Source organism: Dactylosporangium sp. NPDC000244 (assembly GCF_040300725.1).
Taxonomy (GTDB): domain Bacteria; phylum Actinomycetota; class Actinomycetes; order Mycobacteriales; family Micromonosporaceae; genus Dactylosporangium.
The window spans coordinates 107,468-125,396 of record NZ_JBEPEH010000024.1; the positions used below are offsets into that span (position 1 = coordinate 107,468).

The 17,929-nt window shown below is 74.6% G+C and carries 14 protein-coding genes and 1 pseudogene; 1 reads left to right on the forward strand and 14 read right to left on the reverse strand.

Annotation, left to right across the window (positions count from 1 at the left end; all coding sequences use genetic code 11):
* Nucleotides 1-10 precede the first annotated feature (10 nt).
* The 9 genes from ABT369_RS32110 to ABT369_RS32150 are packed head-to-tail and all read right to left on the reverse strand — an operon-like array spanning nt 11 to nt 12,842.
* Nucleotides 11-2,218 (reverse strand): MMPL family transporter, encoded by a 2,208-nt coding sequence (locus ABT369_RS32110; RefSeq protein ID WP_350617665.1) that lies wholly within the window; start codon nt 2,216-2,218, stop codon nt 11-13.
* 57 nt (nt 2,219-2,275) lie between these two features.
* Entirely contained in the window at nt 2,276-3,859 is a 1,584-nt protein-coding gene (locus ABT369_RS32115) for an ABC transporter ATP-binding protein (RefSeq protein WP_350617666.1), read from the reverse strand.
* Complete coding sequence (locus ABT369_RS32120) at nt 3,849-5,483, reverse strand: ABC transporter ATP-binding protein (RefSeq protein WP_350617667.1); 1,635 nt, start codon at nt 5,481-5,483, stop codon at nt 3,849-3,851. The genes ABT369_RS32115 and ABT369_RS32120 overlap by 11 nt, the downstream gene beginning before the upstream one ends.
* Entirely contained in the window at nt 5,476-7,083 is a 1,608-nt protein-coding gene (locus tag ABT369_RS32125; RefSeq protein WP_350617668.1) for a dipeptide ABC transporter ATP-binding protein, read from the reverse strand. The genes ABT369_RS32120 and ABT369_RS32125 overlap by 8 nt, the downstream gene beginning before the upstream one ends.
* Complete coding sequence (locus ABT369_RS32130) at nt 7,080-7,886, reverse strand: ABC transporter permease (protein ID WP_350617669.1); 807 nt, start codon at nt 7,884-7,886, stop codon at nt 7,080-7,082. Before ABT369_RS32130 ends, ABT369_RS32125 begins: the two co-directional genes overlap by 4 nt.
* Nucleotides 7,883-8,836 carry an ABC transporter permease gene (locus tag ABT369_RS32135; RefSeq protein ID WP_350617670.1) on the reverse strand — a complete coding sequence of 318 codons (954 nt, stop codon included), beginning with the start codon at nt 8,834-8,836 and terminating at the stop codon, nt 7,883-7,885. The genes ABT369_RS32130 and ABT369_RS32135 overlap by 4 nt, the downstream gene beginning before the upstream one ends.
* A gap of 4 nt (nt 8,837-8,840) precedes the next feature.
* On the reverse strand, nt 8,841-10,484 hold the full coding sequence (locus ABT369_RS32140) for an ABC transporter substrate-binding protein (protein WP_350617671.1): 1,644 nt from the start codon (nt 10,482-10,484) through the stop codon (nt 8,841-8,843).
* Nucleotides 10,485-10,488: 4 nt separating this feature from the next.
* Entirely contained in the window at nt 10,489-11,655 is a 1,167-nt protein-coding gene (locus ABT369_RS32145; RefSeq protein WP_350617672.1) for an acyl-CoA dehydrogenase family protein, read from the reverse strand.
* Nucleotides 11,652-12,842, reverse strand: coding sequence for an LLM class flavin-dependent oxidoreductase (locus tag ABT369_RS32150; protein ID WP_350617673.1), 1,191 nt, complete (start codon nt 12,840-12,842; stop codon nt 11,652-11,654). Before ABT369_RS32150 ends, ABT369_RS32145 begins: the two co-directional genes overlap by 4 nt.
* Before the next feature lie 119 nt (nt 12,843-12,961).
* On the opposite strand from ABT369_RS32150, the gene ABT369_RS32155 reads away from it, so the two are divergent.
* Nucleotides 12,962-13,432, forward strand: coding sequence for a flavin reductase family protein (locus ABT369_RS32155; protein WP_350617674.1), 471 nt, complete (start codon nt 12,962-12,964; stop codon nt 13,430-13,432).
* On the opposite strand, the gene ABT369_RS32160 is transcribed toward ABT369_RS32155, so the two are convergent.
* The 5 genes and pseudogenes from ABT369_RS32160 to ABT369_RS32180 all read right to left on the reverse strand — a co-directional run bounded on the left by ABT369_RS32160 (nt 13,429) and on the right by ABT369_RS32180 (nt 17,929).
* A complete protein-coding gene (locus ABT369_RS32160) occupies nt 13,429-13,740 on the reverse strand; it encodes a rhodanese-like domain-containing protein (RefSeq protein WP_350617739.1) in 312 nt (103 codons plus the stop codon). The two genes, ABT369_RS32155 and ABT369_RS32160, sit on opposite strands and share 4 nt — an antisense overlap.
* Nucleotides 13,741-13,743: 3 nt before the next feature.
* Nucleotides 13,744-14,601, reverse strand: a pseudogene (locus tag ABT369_RS32165) (sulfurtransferase); the annotation flags it as partial.
* Between the two features lies 1 nt (nt 14,602).
* Nucleotides 14,603-15,877, reverse strand: a complete 1,275-nt coding sequence (locus ABT369_RS32170; RefSeq protein ID WP_350617675.1) for an FAD-binding oxidoreductase — start codon at nt 15,875-15,877, stop codon at nt 14,603-14,605.
* Entirely contained in the window at nt 15,870-16,847 is a 978-nt protein-coding gene (locus tag ABT369_RS32175; protein ID WP_350617676.1) for a ketopantoate reductase family protein, read from the reverse strand. The genes ABT369_RS32170 and ABT369_RS32175 overlap by 8 nt, the downstream gene beginning before the upstream one ends.
* Nucleotides 16,844-17,929, reverse strand: coding sequence for an LLM class flavin-dependent oxidoreductase (locus ABT369_RS32180; protein ID WP_350617677.1), 1,086 nt, complete (start codon nt 17,927-17,929; stop codon nt 16,844-16,846). The genes ABT369_RS32175 and ABT369_RS32180 overlap by 4 nt, the downstream gene beginning before the upstream one ends.

Sequence of the window (17,929 nt, forward strand, 5' to 3'; positions counted from 1 at the left end):
CGCGCGGACCTCAGCCGACGGGCACGTCCGCGCGCTCGAACGCCTCCGGCTCCGGGGCGACCGTGGAGCCCAGCACGCTCAGCAGGGCCGGGGCGAGCAGCGACCGCACCAGGAACGCGTCGATCAGCACGCCGACGGACAGGGCGAACGCCAGCTCGCGGAACGGGCGCAGCGGCACGATGAGCAGCAGCCCGAAGCTCACCGCCAGGGTGAACGCGGCGGTGCGGATGGCCTTGGCCGAGTGCGGCAGCGTCAGCGCGAGGGCCTCGCGCAGCGGCCGGGTGCGGGCCTCGCGCCAGGCCGGCCCGATGCCGAAGATGTTGTAGTCGGAGCCGAGCGCGACCAGCAGGACGGCGGCCGCGAACGGCACGTAGAAGGTGAGCCCGTCCGCGTGCAGGACGTCCTGGAACAGCCACGTGGTCAGGCCGAGCGTGGCGCCGATCGCGAGGACGCTGCACGCGAGCAGCCCGATAGGGGCGACCAGCGCGCGCAGGAAGAGCATCAGGAACAGCAGGTTGGCCAGTAGCGCGGCGATCGCGATCCGGCCCAGGTCGTCGGTGGTCTGCTCGACGATGACCCGGGCCACCGCGGTGTCACCGCCGAGGCTCGCCCGGGCGCCGTCGAGACCGGCGGCGGCGAGCAGCCCCGGCAGGTCGCGCTGGACCCGGTCGACGGTGGCCACGGCCCGGGCCCCGAGCGGCTCGTCGGCGAGGATCAGCAGGTAGCGGGCCGCGGCGCCGTCGGACGAGCGGAACACGTTGTAGCCCTCGGGCAGGTTGGGCGTGGTCGGGCCGACCACCGCGGCGACGCCGGGCTCGCGGGCGAGGGCCTGCTGGAGCTGGGCGAGCTCGGCCTTGCGCCCGGCGATGGCGTCGCCTTCCAGCAGTACCTCCGTGGGCGAGAGGATCCCGTCGGCGAACCCGGTCTCGGCGGCGGTCGCGGCCGCCCGGGCCGGACGGTCCTTCGGCAGCGCCTCGACGAACGACACCCCGAGCTTGATGTGCTGCAGCGGCAGCGCGGCCACGACCAGCCCGGCGGTGCACAGCAGCAGCACCGGCAGCGCGAACCAGCGGCGGGTCAGCAGCCGCGCCCACCAGCGCCCGCCGACGGGGCGCGGCGGCGGCGTGGCCCTGGGCCGCAGCGGCGACCAGAACGCCGCGCGGCCGAGAATCGCCAGCAGGGCCGGCACGAGCGTGACGGCCACGAGGGCGCCGATGAGGATGGCCAGCGCCATCCCGGGCCCGAACGCGCGGAAGGCGGGCGAGCCGGCGACGATCAGCGCACCGGTACCGGCCGCCGCGGTCAGCCCCGCGACCGCGATGATCGGCGTGAACCGCGCGGTCGCGGCCCGGGCCGCGTCCAGCCTCGTCTCGCCGGCCCCGAGCCCGCGCCGGACCGCCGAGAGGTAGAACACCACGTAGTCGGTGACCACGCCGAGCAGCAGCGCGACGAGCAGCGGCTGTGTTTCCTGCGGCACCGGTACGCCGAGCCGCAACGCCAGCGCCCCGCCCACGTGCAGCGTCAGCAGGGTGGCGACGCCGGCCACCCCGAGCGCGACCAGCGGGGCGACGAGCGAACGGAACGCGACCGCCACGATGAGGAAGACGGCGGCGACCGTGATCAGCTCCAGCCGCGACACCGACGACTGCACGATGCGCGCCTGCTCGACGCGGGCCGGTACCGAACCCGTGATGCCCACGACCGAGTCGCCGGCGCCGTAGTGCGCCGCGACGAACCGCTCCGCCGCCTGGACCTGCCCCGCGAAGTTCACGTCCGGATCGGTGAACAGCAGCGTGACGATCGTGGTGCCGTCCTCGGCCGAGCCCGGGAACAGCCCGAGCGTGTTCATGACCGGAACGGCCGCCCGGATCGGGCCCACGTCCCCGTACGTCCCCTCGCTGACCGCCTTGGCCCGCTCGACCGCCTCGGCCTGCGTCGCCTGCGACAGCCCGTCCGCGTTGCGCTGGACCACGGCGACGCGACTGAGCAGCGGAAACCCGAACTTGTCGAACGAGCGCAGCTCGCTGCGCACGGCCGGGTTGTCGGCGGAGACGAGCTGTTCGAGGTCGCTGCCGCCTTGCCCGACGGCCGGCAGATAGACCACCGACGCCACCGCGGCCGCGGCCCACCCGCCCACGATGAGCCACCGCAGGCCGACGACGAACGCGGCGTACGCCCGCGGTACGAGACTCGGCCGCCACCGGCTGCGCATATCCATGCATCGCGTGATGCCCCGCCATCGAGCCACGAAAACGAACTTCACCGCGGCGAGCAACTAGAGCAGGTGCCCGGCGTCGAAGACGAGCACCCGGTCCGCGGTCGTCGTGGTCAGGCCGCGGTGGGCGATCGAGACCGTGGTCCGGCCGCGGGTCAGCGCGGCCAGGGCGCGCTGGACCGCCGCGTCCGTGGCCGGGTCCACGCCGGAGGTCGCCTCGTCCAGCACCACCAGGTCCGGATCGGCCAGGGCGGTGCGGGCGAGCGCGACGAGCTGCCGCTCTCCGACCGAGAGGCGCTCCCCGCGCAGGCCGACCTCGGTGGCGAGGCCGTCGGGCAGGGTCGCGTACCAGTCGCCGACGCCCAGCTCGTGCAGGACACGCACCGCGTCGGCATCGGTCGCGGCCGGGCAGCCGAGCCTGATGTTCTCGCCCACGGTGCCGTCGAACAGGAACGGGTCCTGCGGCACGATGACGACCCGGCCGGCCAGGGACGCGTCGTCGAGGCGGTCCAGCGGCACCCCGCCGAGCCGGATCGTCCCCGCGGCCGGCTCCAGCCGGCGGGTGAGCAGCTTCGCGAACGTGGACTTGCCCGAGCCGGTGCGCCCGACCACGGCGACGTGCTCGCCGGGCTCGATGCTGACCGTCACGTCGCGCAGCACCAGCGGGCCGTCGCCGTAGCGGGCGCTGACCCGCTCGACGCACACACCGACCGCGCCCGGCGGCAGGGCGACGCCGCCGCGGACCGCGGCGCTGGGCGTGCGCGCCAGCTCCAGCGCGCGCCGCCAGCCGGTGAGCGCGTTCTGGGCCTCGCCGAGGCTCTGCACCAGAAACTGCAGGGGGCGCACGAAGAAGCCGACGAGGAACACCATCGCCACCACCTCGCCCGGGGAGAGCCGCGACCAGACCCCGCCGAACAGCACGGTCACCGTCATCGTCGAGATCGCGAGCTCGCCGAGGGAGGCGTTGGCGTGCAGCGGGACGAGCGTGTGCACCAGGCTGTCGCGGGCGCGGTCGACGGCCTCGCCGAGGCGGTCCCGGGTGCGGGCGGCGGTGCCCGTGGCCCGGATCACCGGCGCGCCGAGGACCGCCTCGGTCACCGCGGTCTGCAGCGCCGACAGGTCCCGGCGGGCCCGGCCGTAGCGGCGCGCGATCACCCGCTGGAGGCCGAGCATCCCGCCGAGGACGAGCGCGGCGAGGGCGAGCACGGGCAGGGCGAGGCGCCAGCTGTACACCACCATGATGCCGGTGGCGATGAGCAGCTGGGCGCCGTTGGTGAGGAACTGGACCCCGCCACCCTGCAGGAACGTGGTCACCTGGTCGACGTCGCTGGTGAGCCGGGTGGTCAGGTCACCGCTGGGCAGCCGGTCGGCGGTGCTCGCGGCCATCTCGTGCACGCGGCGCAGGCCGTCGCGGCGAAGCGTCGCCAGCCCGCCCTCGACCCGCGCGTGCAGGCGCCGGTTGAGCAGGATCGACGCCGTCCCGGCCAGCACGACCGCCGCGGCGCCGACGGCGACCGCGGGACCGACGACGTGCGGGCGCAGGCCGGCGTCGATCGCGTGCTGCACGCTGAGCGGCGCGACGACCCGCCCGGCCCCGGCCAGCAGGGCGAGCCCGCCGAGGAGCGCGAAGCCCTCACCCCGCACGGGACAGCACCACCACGCGGTCGGCGATCGCCGACGCCGCCGGGCGGCTGGTCGCCATCAGCACCGTCGTGCCCTCCAGCCCGGTCAGCGCGCTGAGCACCTCGCGCTCCACTCGCTCGTCCAGCGCCGAGGTCGGATCGTCGAGCACGAGCAGCCGCGGCTCGCGCAGCACCGCGCGGGCGAGGCAGATGCGCTGCCGCTGGCCGCCGGAGAGCGTGGCGCCGCGCTCGCCGACGACGGTGTCGAGCCCGTCGGGCAGGCCGCGGACGATCTCGTCGGCGGCGACCCGGCGCAGGGCGGCCCAGAGCTGCTCGTCGGTGAACGGGCCGGCGAGCGCGAGGTTGGCCCGGACGGACTCGGCGAACAGGAAGGACGTCTGCGCGACCACGGCGACGTGCCCGGCCACGACACCCTCGGCGAGCTCGCGGACGTCGACGCCGTCGAAGAGCACCGTGCCGGCGGTCGGATGGCTCTGCCCGCCGGCGAGGCCGAGCAGGGTGGATTTTCCGGCGCCGACGGTACCGACGACGACGGTCACCGTCCCGGGTTCCAGCACGAGATCCACGCCGGAGAGCAGCCGGTGGCCGTCGCGGGTGACCCCGGCCCCGCGCAGCTCGACGCGCAGCGGGCCGGTGCCCGCGAGCCGCGCCTCGCCGAAGCGGTCCACGCCCGGGTCGTCCAGCACCGCGCGCACGCGGGCCAGGCCGGCGCCGGACAGGGGCAGCATCGACAGGAACCGGCTGATCACGTTGAGCGGGATGGCGATGGTGATCAGGAGGTACACGACCCCGACGAGCGCGCCGACGCTGGGCGCCCCGACCGCGAGCACGAGCAGGACGGCGGCGGTCGGCAGCAGCTCCAGCACCGGGTCGAAGACGGAGCCGACGGCGGCGATACGCAGGTTCGCGCCCCGCAGCTCCTCGACGGCGGGCGCGAAACGGGCGTCCTCGGCCGCGACCAGCCCGAGGCTGCGCACGACCGGCCCGGCCTCGATCGACTCGTGGGCGATCGTGCCGACGACACCCCGGGCGGCCTGGGCGGCGCGGGCCCGCGGGGCGAGCCGGCGCTGGTAGAGCACGTTGAGGCCGAGCACGAGCACCACGAGGGCGAGTCCGGCCAGCCCCAGGGCGACGGCCCGGGCGAACAGCTCCCCCAGCGCGAGCAGCAGCATGAAGACCATGCCGAGGGCGAAGTACGCGAACTGCATCGGCGACCAGAGGGCATCCACATCGGACACCGCGTGGGCCAGGAGCCGGCCCGGCGGGTGGCGGCGGTGCCAGTCGGGGTCGAGGCGCAGATAGCGGCCGGTCACGGCGCGGCGGGTGTCGGCCTGGGCGCGGTACTGCACCCGTCCCGTGGCGACGCCGCGCACGAAGATGGTCGCCCAGCGGACCAGGGAGATGCCCAGGATCAGCAGGGCGCTGATCCACCAGGCCGACGCCGGCACCGGGCGGCCGGACAGCGCCGGCACCACGAGGTGGTCGGTGGCCCAGCCGACGGCCGCCGCGCCGACGACCATGGTGGCCCCGTTGACCAGCCCGGTGACGGTGGCGACGGCGGCCGGCCCGGGATGCGCGCGGGCGCCGGCGAACTGGGCCGCCAGCGCCCGCCACGGCTCAGACACGCACGCCCGCCGCGCGGCCGGGCACCGCGTCGAGCAGCTCGCGGGTGTGCGGGCTCCGCGGATGCGCGAAGACCTCCGCGGCCGGCCCCTCCTCGACGACCCGCCCGCCGCGCATGACCGACACCGTGTGCGCGATGTCGGCGACGACGGCGAGGTCGTGGGAGACGAACAGGTACGACAGCCCGAGCGCCTGCTGCAGCTCGACCAGCAGCCGCAGGATCTGGTCCTGTACCAGGACGTCGAGCGCGGAGACGGGCTCGTCGAGCATCAGCAGGTCCGGCCGCAGGGCCAGGGCGCGCGCGATCGCGACCCGCTGGCGCTGGCCGCCGGAGAGCTCGCTGGGCAGCCGGTCCAGATACGCGGCCGGGAGCCCGACCTGGTCGAGCAGCTCGCGGGCCCGGGCGGTGCGCTCGCGCCGGTCGCCGACCTTGAACGCGACCAGCGGCTCGGTGACCGACTGCCGGACGGTGAACCTCGGGTCGAGGGCGGCGAACGGGTCCTGGTGCACGAGCTGGGCCTTGCGCCGCAGCGGCCGCAGCTGGTTCCAGCCGCGCCCGGCGATCTCGGTCCCGTCGAGCACGATCGAGCCGCTCGTCGGCGCCTCGAGCCCGAGCGCGATGCGCAGGGTCGTGGTCTTGCCGCACCCGGACTCGCCGACGAGGGCGTGGGTCCGGCCGCGGGGCACGGTGACGCTCACGTCCTCGAGGGCGTTGAAGCCGCGCCGGCCGCGGCGCAGATCGTCCACGGCGAACGTCTTGTGCACCCCGGTGAGGGTCAGGATCGGCTCGGGCGCCGGCTCGCCGCGCACGTCGAAGCGGGCCTCCACCCGGCCCCCGTGGGCCAGCCGCGGGGCTGCGGCGATGAGCTCCCGGGTGTACTGCACCCGCGGGTCGGTCAGGATCGTGCCCGGCTCGCCCTCGTCGACCTTGCGACCGTCCCGCATGACCACCACCCGGTCGGCCCGGTCGGCGGCCACGGCCAGGTCGTGGGTGATGACGAGCAGCGAGATGCCCTGCTCGCGGACCAGGCCGCCGAGGTGGTCGAGGATGCGGCGCTGGACGGTGACGTCGAGGGCACTGGTGGGCTCGTCGGCGATGATGAGTTTCGGCCGCCCGGCCAGCGCGATCGCGATGAGCACCCGCTGGCGCAGGCCGCCGGAGAGCTCGTGCGGGTACTGCCGCGCCCGCAGTTCCGGGTCCGGCACGCCGGCCTTGTCGAGGAAGTGGTGCACCTGCTCCGCCCCGCACGCCTCGGCCACCTGCGCGCCGATCCGCTTGGTCGGGTTGAGGCCGACCATCGGGTCCTGCGGGATGAGCCCGACCACCGAGCCGCGCAGCCGCCGCAGCGTGCGCTCCCGCGCCCCGGCGATCTGCACGCCGGCGACCAGCGCGGAACCGCCGGTGATCCGCCCGTTGGCCGGCAGCAGCCCGATGAGCGCGTTGGCGGTCGTGGTCTTGCCGGATCCCGATTCGCCGACGATCGCCACGATCTCGCCGGCGCCGACGGTCAGGTCGAGCCCGCTGACCGCCGGCGTGATCCGCCGGTGCCGGGTGTAGCCGATGTCGAGGCCCCGTACCTCGACGAGCGCGTCCGTGGTCACCGCGTCAACTCCTGCATGGTCTTGGAGATGTGGTTCAGGCTGAGCACGAGCAGCGCGACGAACAGGCCGGGCAGCAGGCTGAGCCACCACGCCGTCACGAGGTAGTTGCGGCCGTCGGCGATGAGCGTGCCCCACTCGGCGGCCGGTGGGGCCGCGCCGAAGCCGAGGAAGCTCAGCGACGCGATGGCGATGATGGCCACGCCGCCGTCGAGAACCGCGAGGACCGCGACCGGGCCCCACGAGTTGGGCAGGATGTGCCGCAGCAGCACCCGCGACCAGGACGCGCCCGCGGCGCGGGCCGCCTCCACGTAGGGCAGCGTCTTGACCCGCAGCACCTCGGCCCGGGTGGTGCGGGCGAAGCCGGGCACGATGCCGACGCCGACGGCCACCGCGACCGGCATGGTGCCGTAGCCCAGGGCGGTGACGATGGACAGGGCGAGCAGTAGGCCCGGGATGGCCAGCAGCACGTCGATGATCCGCATGAGCAGCGCGTCAGTGGCGCCGCCGAAGAAGCCGGCGACGATGCCGAGGGTGAGCCCGGCGACGAGGGCGATGCCCAGGGCGACCAGCGTGGCCTCGATGGTCAGCGGCGAGCCGTAGAGCATGCGGGTCCACAGGTCGCGCCCGTAGCTGTCGGTGCCGAACAGATGGCTCCCGCTCGGTGGGAGGATCGCCGACTCGGGGTGCGTGTCGTAGGGGTCCGCGCCGGTGAACCAGCGCGGCCGGAACGCCGAGATGACCACGAACAGCACGTAGAGGGCCGCGATCAGGAACAGCGGTTTGCGCAGCAGTTGCGTGGTCACAGCGCGGCCCCCTTGGTGTAGGAGATGCGCGGGTCCAGCAGCGGGTAGATCAGGTCCACGACGAGGTTGACGAGCACGAAGATGGTCGCGGCGATGGTGACCACGGCCAGTACGACCGGGACGTCCTGGGAAAGGACGGCCTGCTGAGCCAGGTTGCCCAGGCCCTCCCGGGTGAACACCGTCTCCACGACGATCGAGCTCGTCACGGTGAGGCCGACGATCACGCCGAGGATCGTCATCGCCGGGAGCGCGGCGTTGCGGAAGGCGTGGCGCAGGTGCACCGCCGAGCGGGACAGGCCCTTGGCCCGGGCGGTGGCGATGTAGGGCTGGCGCAGGGTCTCGTCGAAGGTCTTGATGAGCACCTGCGCCAGCACCGAGGAGGTCAGGACCGAGATGGTGGCGACCGGCATCACGAGCGACGCCGCGCCCTGGGTGCCGGTCGCCGGCAGCCAGCCCAGCTGGAAGGAGAAGAACTGGATGAGGAACAGGGCGACGAAGAACTGCGGGAACGAGGCGCCGAGCGCGGGCAGCCGGGTAAGGGCGATCCGCAGCGGGTTCCAGCGGGCGAACGTCGCCAGGTAGGCCAGCGCGGAGCCGGCCACCAGGGACACCGCGGCCGCGCTCACGCTCAGCAGCAGGGTCTGGCCGAAGCGCTGGCCGATGAGCTCGGTGACCGGCACGCCCTGGCTGAGCGAGAGCCCGAAGTCGCCGTGCAGGGTGCCGGCCAGGTGGTGCCAGTACTGCGCCCAGATCGACTCGTCCAGCCCGAACCGGTGCCGCATCGCGGCCAGCTGCTGCGGGTCCAGGCTGTCCTGCTGGATGCCGGCCGCGGCCAGCTGCAGCTGCATCGGGTCGCTGGGCAGCAGGTACAGGATCGCGAAGGTCAGCGTGAACGCGGCCCACAGCACGGCGACCGCCTGGCCGACCCGCCCCAGGACGTACCGGGTCACCGGGTCAGTCCTTCCAGACGTCGTTGAGCTTGAGGAAGCTCTCCGAGGTGAACGCGAAGCCGTGGACCTTGCCGCTGACGCCGGCCTTCTGCACCCGCTCGAACAGCGGGAACGTGACGCCCTCGTCGAGCAGGAAGTCCTGCAGGTCGGCGTAGGCCTGCTTCGTCTGGGCGGCGTCGGTGCTCTGGATCGCCCGGGCGAACAGGGCCTGGATCTTCGCGATGCCGTCGGGCGAGGCCGAGCGCCGGGCGAGGGCCTTGGAGTTGGCGACGTCGGGGTTGAGGATGAACTGCAGCGCGCCGGGGTCGGCCCGGGTGAAGTAGGTGCCGGTCAAGTCGTAGTCGCCGTTGGGCAGGTACGTGGTCGTCTGCGCGGTGGTGAGGGTGCGCAGGCTCAGGTTGATGCCGACCTTCTTGAGCTGGGCCTGCAACAGTTCGGCGCCGGGGGTGGCGCTGGTGATCGGGTAGTCGATGGTGAGCTGGGCGCCGTTCTTGGTGCGGATGCCGCCCGGGCCGGCGGTCCAGCCGGCCGCCTCCAGGGTCTTCTGGGCCGCGTCGGGGTCGTAGCCGAGCTTCGCGGACTTGTCGGTGAAGAAGGGCGTGGTGGAGTCGAACGCGCCCTGCACCACCGGGTAGCTGGCGCCGAAGACGGTGGTCGCGTAGGTCTTGCGGTCGACGGCCTGGTTGAGGGCCTTGCGCACGGCCGGGTCGCTGAGCACCTTGCCGTCGGCGGTGTTGGCGAAGAGGGTGTAGGCCACGCCGGGCAGGGCGCGCTGCTCGACCTTGTCGCCGGAGCGCTGGATGAGCTGCTCGTCCTGCGGCGTGAACGGGTTGCGCGGCCAGGCGATGTCGATCGCGCCGCTGACGAGGTTGCCGGTGCGGACGCTGTCCTCTGCGACGTAGGTGAAGACGACCTTGTCGAGGTACGCCTCGCCCTGGTTCTTGGCCAGGGCCGAGCCCCACGCGTAGCCGGCCCGCTTGGTGAGCACCGTCTCGACCTTGGCCGTGTAGTGGTCCAGCACGAACTGCCCGGAGCCGACGACTCCCTTGCCGGTGCAGCGCTCGGCCGGGGTCAGCTGGTATTCGGCCGGGTCGGTGATGGCGAGGTTGGTGGTCGACGTGGCCTGCAGGAACGACGAGTTGGGCTTGGCGAGGTGGAACGCGACGGTGCCGGGGTCGACGACGTCGGCGCCGGTGAGCCCCTGGACGTAGGAGGCGCCGTACGCGGCCCCGTTGGTCGCCTTCACGGTGGCGATCCAGCCGGCGGCGTTGTCGGCGACCGCCTGGGCGTCGAGTTTCTTGCCGTTGGCGAAGGTGACGCCGTCGCGGAGCTTGAAGGTGTAGGTGAGCCCGTCCGGGCTGATCTGCCAGCTCGTGGCGAGCCAGGGCACGATCTCGCCGGTCTTCGGGTCCTGGTCGGTGAGCGAGTCGGCGAAGTTGCGGATGATGGAGCGGGATTCGATCCAGTACACCTGGAACGGGTCGATGCAGGGCAGCGTCGCGTTGTCGGGCCAGAACGACACCTTGAGCGTCCCGCCGGACTTCGGGGTGCCGCCGCCGTCCCCGTCGCCGGCCGGCGACGTGCCGCCGCACGCGGCCAGGGCCAGCGCCGCGGCGGCCGTGGTGGCGAGCAGTGTCAGCTTGCGCATGAGATCAGTCCTTCTCGGGGTTCAGGATTCGCCGGCCGCTCGCCAGCAGGACGGTGTCCTCCTGCGGCGGGTGGACGCGGATGCACAGCGCGTCGCGCAGGTGCCGTTCGAGGGGGTGGTGCCGGGACAGGCCGGGGTTGCCCAGCGCGGCCACGGCGGTCTGGGTGGCGGCGATCACGGCGCGCGCGATGGCCACCTTGACCGCGGAGAGCTCGGGCAGGATCGAGCGGTCGCCGGCCTCGAGGCGCAGCAGCGCGCCGTGCAGCAGGGTCTCGGCCGTCACGATCTGCAGGTCGATCTCGCCGGCGACGGCCTGGATGCGCTCGGTCTGCGCGATCGGCCGGCCGAGGGCCGCGGGCACCCGCTCGCGGGCGAAGGCGGCGAACGTGGCCCGGGCCGCCCGGGCCACGCCGATGTAGAGCGCCGGGTGGCCGAAGCTGCCGGGGCCGGCCGCGGCGGCCGGGTCGCGGTACACGCCGTCGGGGCCGCGGGGGATCTCCACGAACGCGTCCGCGGGCACGTGCACGTCGGTGTAGACGACGTCGTGCGTGTTGGAGGCGCGCAGGCCCAGGTGGTCCCAGGTGTCGACCCAGGTGATGCCGGGCCGGTCGCCGGCGACGACGACGTGGCCGACGCGCGGGCGATCGGGATCGCCGTCCGGCTCGTCGGCGACCGCCCACACGACGTGGTAGGCCAGCCCGGCGCCGCCGGTGGCGTAGGCCTTGCGGCCGTTGAGCACCCAGCCGCCGCCGGTGCGGGTCGCGGTGGTCTTCGGCAGCCCGCCGCGGGCCGGCGCGCCGAGCTCGGGCTCCGCGCGGATCGCGTTGACCAGGGCCGGGCCGTCCTTCGAGCGCCGCAGCAGGTCGTCGTAGGTCTCCGCCGGCCAGGTCGGGCCGGCGGCCTGGGCGGCGTGGGTCAGCAGGGTGTTCGCGGCGAGCAGGCCGACCGAGGCGTCGCCCTCGCCGATCGCGGTGAGGATGCGGGCGACCTCGCGCGGGCCGGCGCCGGGGCCGCCGAACTGCCGCCCGACCGAGGCGGTGAGGAGGCCGGCGTTGTGGGCGGCCCACAGGCCAGGCCAGGGCAGCTCGGCGGTGCGGTCGAACTGCGCGGCGGTGACGGCGATCTCGGCGGTGACCTTGGCCAGCGCCTCCTCGGAGAGGTCGAGGCTCATGGCTGCCCCGCCGTGGCGTATCGCGCGTACTCCGGCGCGTAGTTGCCGGGGTGCTCGGCCTGCAGGGTGCCGCGCCGCCCGGTCGCGCGCCGGTGCGCGAGCTCCTGGCGGACGAGCGGCAGCACGTGCTTGCCGTAGTCGACCGCGTCGGCAAGGGTGTCGTAGCCGCGGATCGACACCAGCGAGGCGCCGTGGTCGATGTAGTCGAGGATCGCGGCCGCGACCGTCTCCGGCGAGCCGACGAGGGCGGTCGAGGCGCCGGCCGCGTTGGTGACGGCCGCGGTGCGGGTCCACAGGGCCCGGTCGTAGAGCTCGGAGCGCTCGGCGAAGGCCAGGGCCCGCTGCGAGCCGACGTTCTGGGGCTCGGCGGTGGAGCGGGCGAAGTTCTTCGCGATCAGGGTGACGTACCGCTGCGCCTTCCGCCAGGCCAGCTCGTCGGTCCGGTCGATGATCGGGCGGAACGTGACCCAGATGCGCGGCAGTGTGGTGCGCCCGGCCGCGCGCGCGATGTCGTGCACGCGGTCGATCTCGGTGCGCAGGTCGGCGAGCGGCTCGCCCCAGAAGCTGAAGATGTCGGCCTGGGCGCCGCCGACGGCGAAGGCCTCGTCGGACTGGCCGCCGATGGAGATCGGGATCGGGCCGTCGTAGGGCGCGAAGCCGGGGCCGAAGTCGTCGAAGCGGTAGAACTCGCCCTCGTGGCTGAACGGGGCGGTCTCGGTCCACGATCGGCGCAGGATGTCGATGTACTCCGACGTGCGCGCGTACCGCCGCTCCTTCGGCAGGTAGTCGCCCTGCCGGGCCTGCTCGGCGTCGCTGCCGCCGGAGATCAGGTGCACCACCGCGCGGCCCTCGGTGAGCTGGTCGAGCGTGGCGAGCTTCTGCGCGCCGACGGTCGGGAAGGTCGTGTTGGGCCGCAGCGCGACGATCGGCCGGAGCCGCTCGGTGAGCTGCCCGACGGCGCTCGCGACGACGAACGAGTCGGCGCCGGCCGCCCCGTAGGGCAGCAGCGTGTAGTCGTACCCGGCATCCTCGAGCGCGCGGACGTACCGCCGGAAGAACGGCAGGTCGATACCGCGGCCCGGCACCGGGTTCAGCTCCGTCGACGGGTTCAGGTGCGACAGGCTGATGAACTCGGCCTCCGGTGCGGCGGCCGACGGAATGGCGTCGTGCTCGGCATCTCCTATCATACCTATCAGCTTGATAGGAAATTCTCCCTACGTCCAATGCGAATCGGCACTCGGCACCGACCGGGATTCCCGATCGATCGGCGCGATCTCAAATCACACCGGCGAGATAGGATTGCGGCATGGACTCCGCCGAGCTGCGCCGCGTCTTCGGCGCCTTTCCCAGCGGTGTGACCGCGGTGGCCGCGCTGGTCGACGGCGTGCCCGTGGGGCTCGCCGCCAGCTCCTTCACCTCGGTGTCGCTGGACCCGCCGCTCGTCTCGGTCTGCATCGGCCGCGCCTCGAGCACGTGGCCGCGGCTGCGCCGCTCGGCCCGGCTCGGGGTGAGCGTGCTGTCCGCCCACCAGGCCCACCTGGGCCGGCAGCTCAGTGGCCGCGGCGACCGGTTCGCCGGCGTGACCTGGCGGGCGACCCGCGGCGGCGAGATCCTGCTCGACGGCGCCTGCGCGTGGCTGGAGTGCAGCGTCGAGCGCGAGATCCCGGCCGGCGACCACGACATCGCGCTGCTGCGCGTGCACGCCCTGGACGCCGACCGGGACACCCCGCCGCTCGTGTTCCACCGCAGCGCGTTCGCCCGCCTCCACGCGGCCTAAAAGGTCTTCCCCGGGGCGGTTGGCAGGCCGGCCTCGGCCCAGGCCGCGAACCCGCCCTCGACGTGCACCACGTCGGTGTAGCCGAGCGCGATCAGCTCCTCGGCGACCGGCCGGGAGCCGTCGACCGAGCCGCAGACGACGACGATCGGCGTGTCCGGCCCGTCGACGCCGATCTCGGCGGCGACCCTCGTGCGGTCGAGGATCCGCGCGCCCGGGATCGTGCCGTCGCTCTCCCGCCGCGGCGCGCTGCGCACGTCGACGAGGACCGCGCCGCCCTCGACCCGGCGGTGGGCCTCGCCGGGCAGCACGAGCGGCGCGCCCTGGGGCTCGGCCCCGGTGACGACCGGGCGGTCGGGCAGCTTCGCCCACTGCGACCACGATCCGGGGTACAGCACCACGTCCTCGACGCCCGCGAGACTCAGCGCCGCGATCTCGTGTGCCGCGGTCACCCCGGATCCGCAGTAGACACCGACGGCCCGTCCGGGGGTGACACCCAGCGCGGCGAAGCGCTCGGCGAGTTCCCCGGCCGGGCGGAAGGTCCCGTCCTCGTCGAGGTTGGCGGTCGTCGGCGCGCTCACCGCACCGGGGATGTGGCCCGGGCGCGGGTCGATGGCGTTGGGCTCGCCGCGGTAGCGCTCGGCGGCGCGCGCGTCGAGCAGCAGGCCGCCGCCGGCGACGAGGCGGGCCGCGTCGTCCGGGCCGGCCGTGGGCAGCGCGCCCGCGGTGAGGACGACGTCGCCCGGCTCGGGCTTCTCCTCGCCGGTCGTGATCGGCTGCCCGGCCGCGCGCCAGGCGGGCAGGCCGCCGTCGAGCAGCCGGACGTCGGCGAGGCCGGCCCAGCGCAGCAGCCACCAGGCGCGGGCGGCGGCGAGGTTGCCGTTGTCGTCGTAGGCCACGACGGTGTCGCCGGTGTTGATGCCCCACCGGCGGGCGGCTGCTTGCAGGTCGGCGAGCTCGGGCAGCGGGTGGCGGCCGCGCGCGGGCGCGGCCGGGGCGGCCAGGTCCTCGTCGAGGTCGGCGTAGACGGCGCCGGGGATGTGCGCGTCGAGGTACTGCGGATGCCCGGGCGGCCCGCCGAGCCGCCAGCGCACGTCGAGCAGCCGCACGCGGCCGGACGGGAGCAGCTCGGCGAGCTCGTCCACGCTCACCAGGACCGTTGGCTGGGTCATGTCAGATGGCCTTTCCGGGGTTCAGGATGCCGTTGGGATCGAACAACCGCTTGATGCGCCGCTGCAGCGCGAGCGGGCCGGGGCCCAGCTCGCGCTCCAGCCAGGCCCGCTTGAGCAGGCCGACGCCGTGCTCGGCGCTGACCGTCCCGCCGAGCGCCAGCGCGAGGGCGAAGATGTCGTCGGCCGCCCGCTGCGGCTCGCCGGCGTCCGCGCGCAGGATCGGATGGAGGTTCCCGTCGCCGGCGTGCGCGAAGACGTACACGTCGGCGCCGGTCGCGGCCGCGATCGCGTGCACGCCGTCGACCGCCTCGGCCAGCCGCGACCGGGGCACCGCGATGTCCTCGATGAGCACCGGTCCCCCGGCCTCGATGGCCGGCAGCGCGTCGCGGCGGGCGGCGGCCAGCTCGGCGGCGGTCGCGGGGTCGGCGGTGGTCTCGACGGTCTTCGCGGTGCGGCCGAGCACGCCGGCGACGGCCGCGATCTCCTCCTCGGCGCCGAAGCCGTCGGTCTGCACCAGCAGCAGCGCCGCGCCCCGCCCGGCGTGATCGGTGCCGCGCAGCCCGTCGATGGCGCCGAGGGTCTTGCCGTCGACCAGCTCGAGCACGGCCGGGCGCAGGCCCGCGACGGCCAGCGCGACGGAGGCGGCCGCGGCGTCGGGCACGGAGGCGAAGTGCGCGAGCGCGGTGGCCGTGCGGGGCGGGCGGGGCAGGAGCCGCAGCGTCGCGCCGACGACGACGCCGAGGGTGCCCTCGGAGCCGACGACCAGCCCGACGAGGTCGAGCCCGACGGCGCCCTTGACGGTGTCGTGGCCGAGGTGCAGCAGCGTGCCGTCGGCCAGCACGACGTCCAGCGCGAGCACGCTGTCGCGGGTCACCCCGTACTTCGCGCCGCGCAGCCCACCGGCGTTCGTGGCGATGTTGCCGCCCACGGTGCAGATGGCGACGCTGCCGGGGTCGGGCGCGAAGAACAGCCCGTGCTCGGCCGCGGCGCGGTCGAGTTCGGCGGTGACGACCCCGGGCTCGACCCGGGCGATGCCGTCGACCGGGTCGACGGCGAGGATGCGGTTCAGGCCGGACACGTCGAGCACGATCGCCCCGGCCCCGGCGGCCGCGCCGCCCGCGAGCCCGGTGCCCGCCCCGCGCGTGACGACCGGGATGCCGTCCCGGTTCGCCTCGGCGAGGGTGCGCTGGACGTCGGCCACGGTCCGGGCGCGCACGATCGCGCGCGGCGGCCCGTCCGGCCGCCAGCCCGACCGGTCGGTGGCGAGCTCAGGCACCGACCGCAACCTCCAGCAGCTCGGCGACGCGATGGGAGCCGGGCGGGCGTCCGGCCGCGGCCTGGGCGCCGAGCAGCCGCTGGAGGCGCTCGTTGACCGGCGTGGCGACCCCGTGCCGGCGGCCGAGGCGGACGATCTCGCCGTTGAGGTGGTCGACCTCGCTGGACGTGCCGCGGGCGAAGCTCTGCCACGTCGACAGGCGTCCGGGCACGTGGCCCGGCACCGGCTCGAAGGTGAGCACGGACGCGGCCCCCAGCGCCTCGGCGGCGACGATCCCGGCCGCGGCGTAGACGGCCTCGGCCTCCGCCGTCAGCAGCGCACCGGCCCGGGCCTTCTCCTCGTCGGTGCCGTCGAGCAGGTCCAGGCCGTTGCGCACGTTGCCGAGCAGTTTGCGGGCCTTCCACGCGGTGATGTCGGGCACGCTGTGCACGCCGAACCCGGCCGCGGTCAGGTCGGCGGCGATGCGCTCCTGCTCGTCGTCGCGGCCCCGCGGGTACCGGCCGATCCAGAACACGCCGACCACCGGGTGGGACGGGTTCACCACCTCGCCGGGGACGAGGTAGCTGGCCGCGACGGCGACGGTCGCGCCGTAGACCCGGCCGAACCGGCGCAGCGCGTCCTCCTCGGTCGCGAGCCCGTTCTGCAGCGTCACGACGGGCAGGTCCGCGGCCGGCCCGCCGTCGTGGACCGGCCGCCAGGCCCAGGCGGACAGCGCGGACTCGGCGTCCTGGGCCTTCGTCGCCAGCACGAGCACGTCCCCGGCGGTCAGCCGCACCTCGTCCGGGCCGCCGGCGACCGCGAGCGGCACCACGTCGTCGCCGTGCGGGCGGCGCACGCGCAGCCCGCCGGCGCGGATCGCGTCGAGCTGAGCGCCCCGGGCGACGAGGACGGACGGGATGCCGGCCAGGGTCAGCTGCGCGGCGAGCAGCCCGCCGACCGCCCCGCCGCCGATGACCACATACCGGGTCACGCCGGCACCGCCGACCGGCCGGCCAGTTCCTGGCGGACAAGCGGGATGATGTACCGGCCGTAGTCGATCGCGTCGTTGAGGTTGTCGTAGCCGCGGATCGAGATGAGCTCGGCGCCCAGATCGATGTAGTCGAGGATCGCCGCGGCCACCGTCTCGTAGCTGCCGACCAGCGCCGTGGACGCCCCGGCCGCGCCGGTCGCGGTGGCCGTCGGCGTCCACAGTGCGCGATCGTGCACATCCTGCCGCGCGGCGATCTCCAGCAGGCGCTGCGAGCCGACGTTCTGCGGGGCGCCGCCCGGTGCCGCCCAGCGGCCGGCGTTCGGGCGCCGTCGCAGGATCTCCAGGACGCGGTGGGCCTTGTCCCACGCCAGGGCATCGGTCGGGGCGACGATCGGGCGGAAGGTGACCCAGATGCGCGGGGTGTCCGCGCGGCCGGCCGCGCGCGCCTCGGCCGCGATGCGGTCGATCTGCGCCCGGGTGTCGGCCAGCGGCTCGCCCCACAGGCCGAAGATGTCGCCGAGGGCGCCGCCGACGCGGTAGGCCTCGTCGGAGGAGCCGCCGACGGAGACCGGGATCGTGCCGTGCACGGGCCGGACGACGGAGACGAAGTCCTCGAAGCTGTAGTAGGCGCCCGCGTGGTCGAACGGCGCCGTGGACGTCCAGACCCGCCGCAGGATCCGGATGTACTCCTCCTCGCGCTCGTACCGCTGCGCCTTCGTGAGCCGGTCGCCCTCGCGCGCCTGCTCGGCGTCCGAGCCCCCGGCGATGAGGTGCACGACGGCCCGGCCGCCGGAGAGCTGGTCGAGCGTGGCGAGAGCCTTCGCGGCGACGGTCGGATACATCGTGTTGGGCCGCAGCGCGATGATCGGCCGGAGCCGCTCGGTGAACTGGGTGAGCGCGGCCGCGACGGTGAACGGGTCGTGGAAGGTGGAGTTGTACGGCACCAGCGTGTAGTCGAACCCGCCGTCCTCGAGGACCCGGGCGTAGCGGCGCAGGAACGCGACGTCGAGCGCCGGGTCGCCGCCGCCGTTGACCTCGTTGCTGCCGTTGACGTTGATGGCGCTGATGAACTCGACGGGCAT

Bases quoted from the DNA above. Each gene is read 5' to 3' on its own strand.
- ABT369_RS32110 (WP_350617665.1), bottom strand. From the start codon at position 2,218: ATGGATATGCGCAGCCGGTGGCGGCCGAGTCTCGTACCGCGGGCGTAC.
- ABT369_RS32140 (WP_350617671.1), bottom strand. From the start codon at position 10,484: ATGCGCAAGCTGACACTGCTCGCCACCACGGCCGCCGCGGCGCTGGCC.
- ABT369_RS32145 (WP_350617672.1), bottom strand. From the start codon at position 11,655: ATGAGCCTCGACCTCTCCGAGGAGGCGCTGGCCAAGGTCACCGCCGAG.
- ABT369_RS32150 (WP_350617673.1), bottom strand. From the start codon at position 12,842: ATGATAGGAGATGCCGAGCACGACGCCATTCCGTCGGCCGCCGCACCG.
- ABT369_RS32155 (WP_350617674.1), top strand. From the start codon at position 12,962: ATGGACTCCGCCGAGCTGCGCCGCGTCTTCGGCGCCTTTCCCAGCGGT.
- ABT369_RS32180 (WP_350617677.1), bottom strand. From the start codon at position 17,929: ATGCCCGTCGAGTTCATCAGCGCCATCAACGTCAACGGCAGCAACGAG.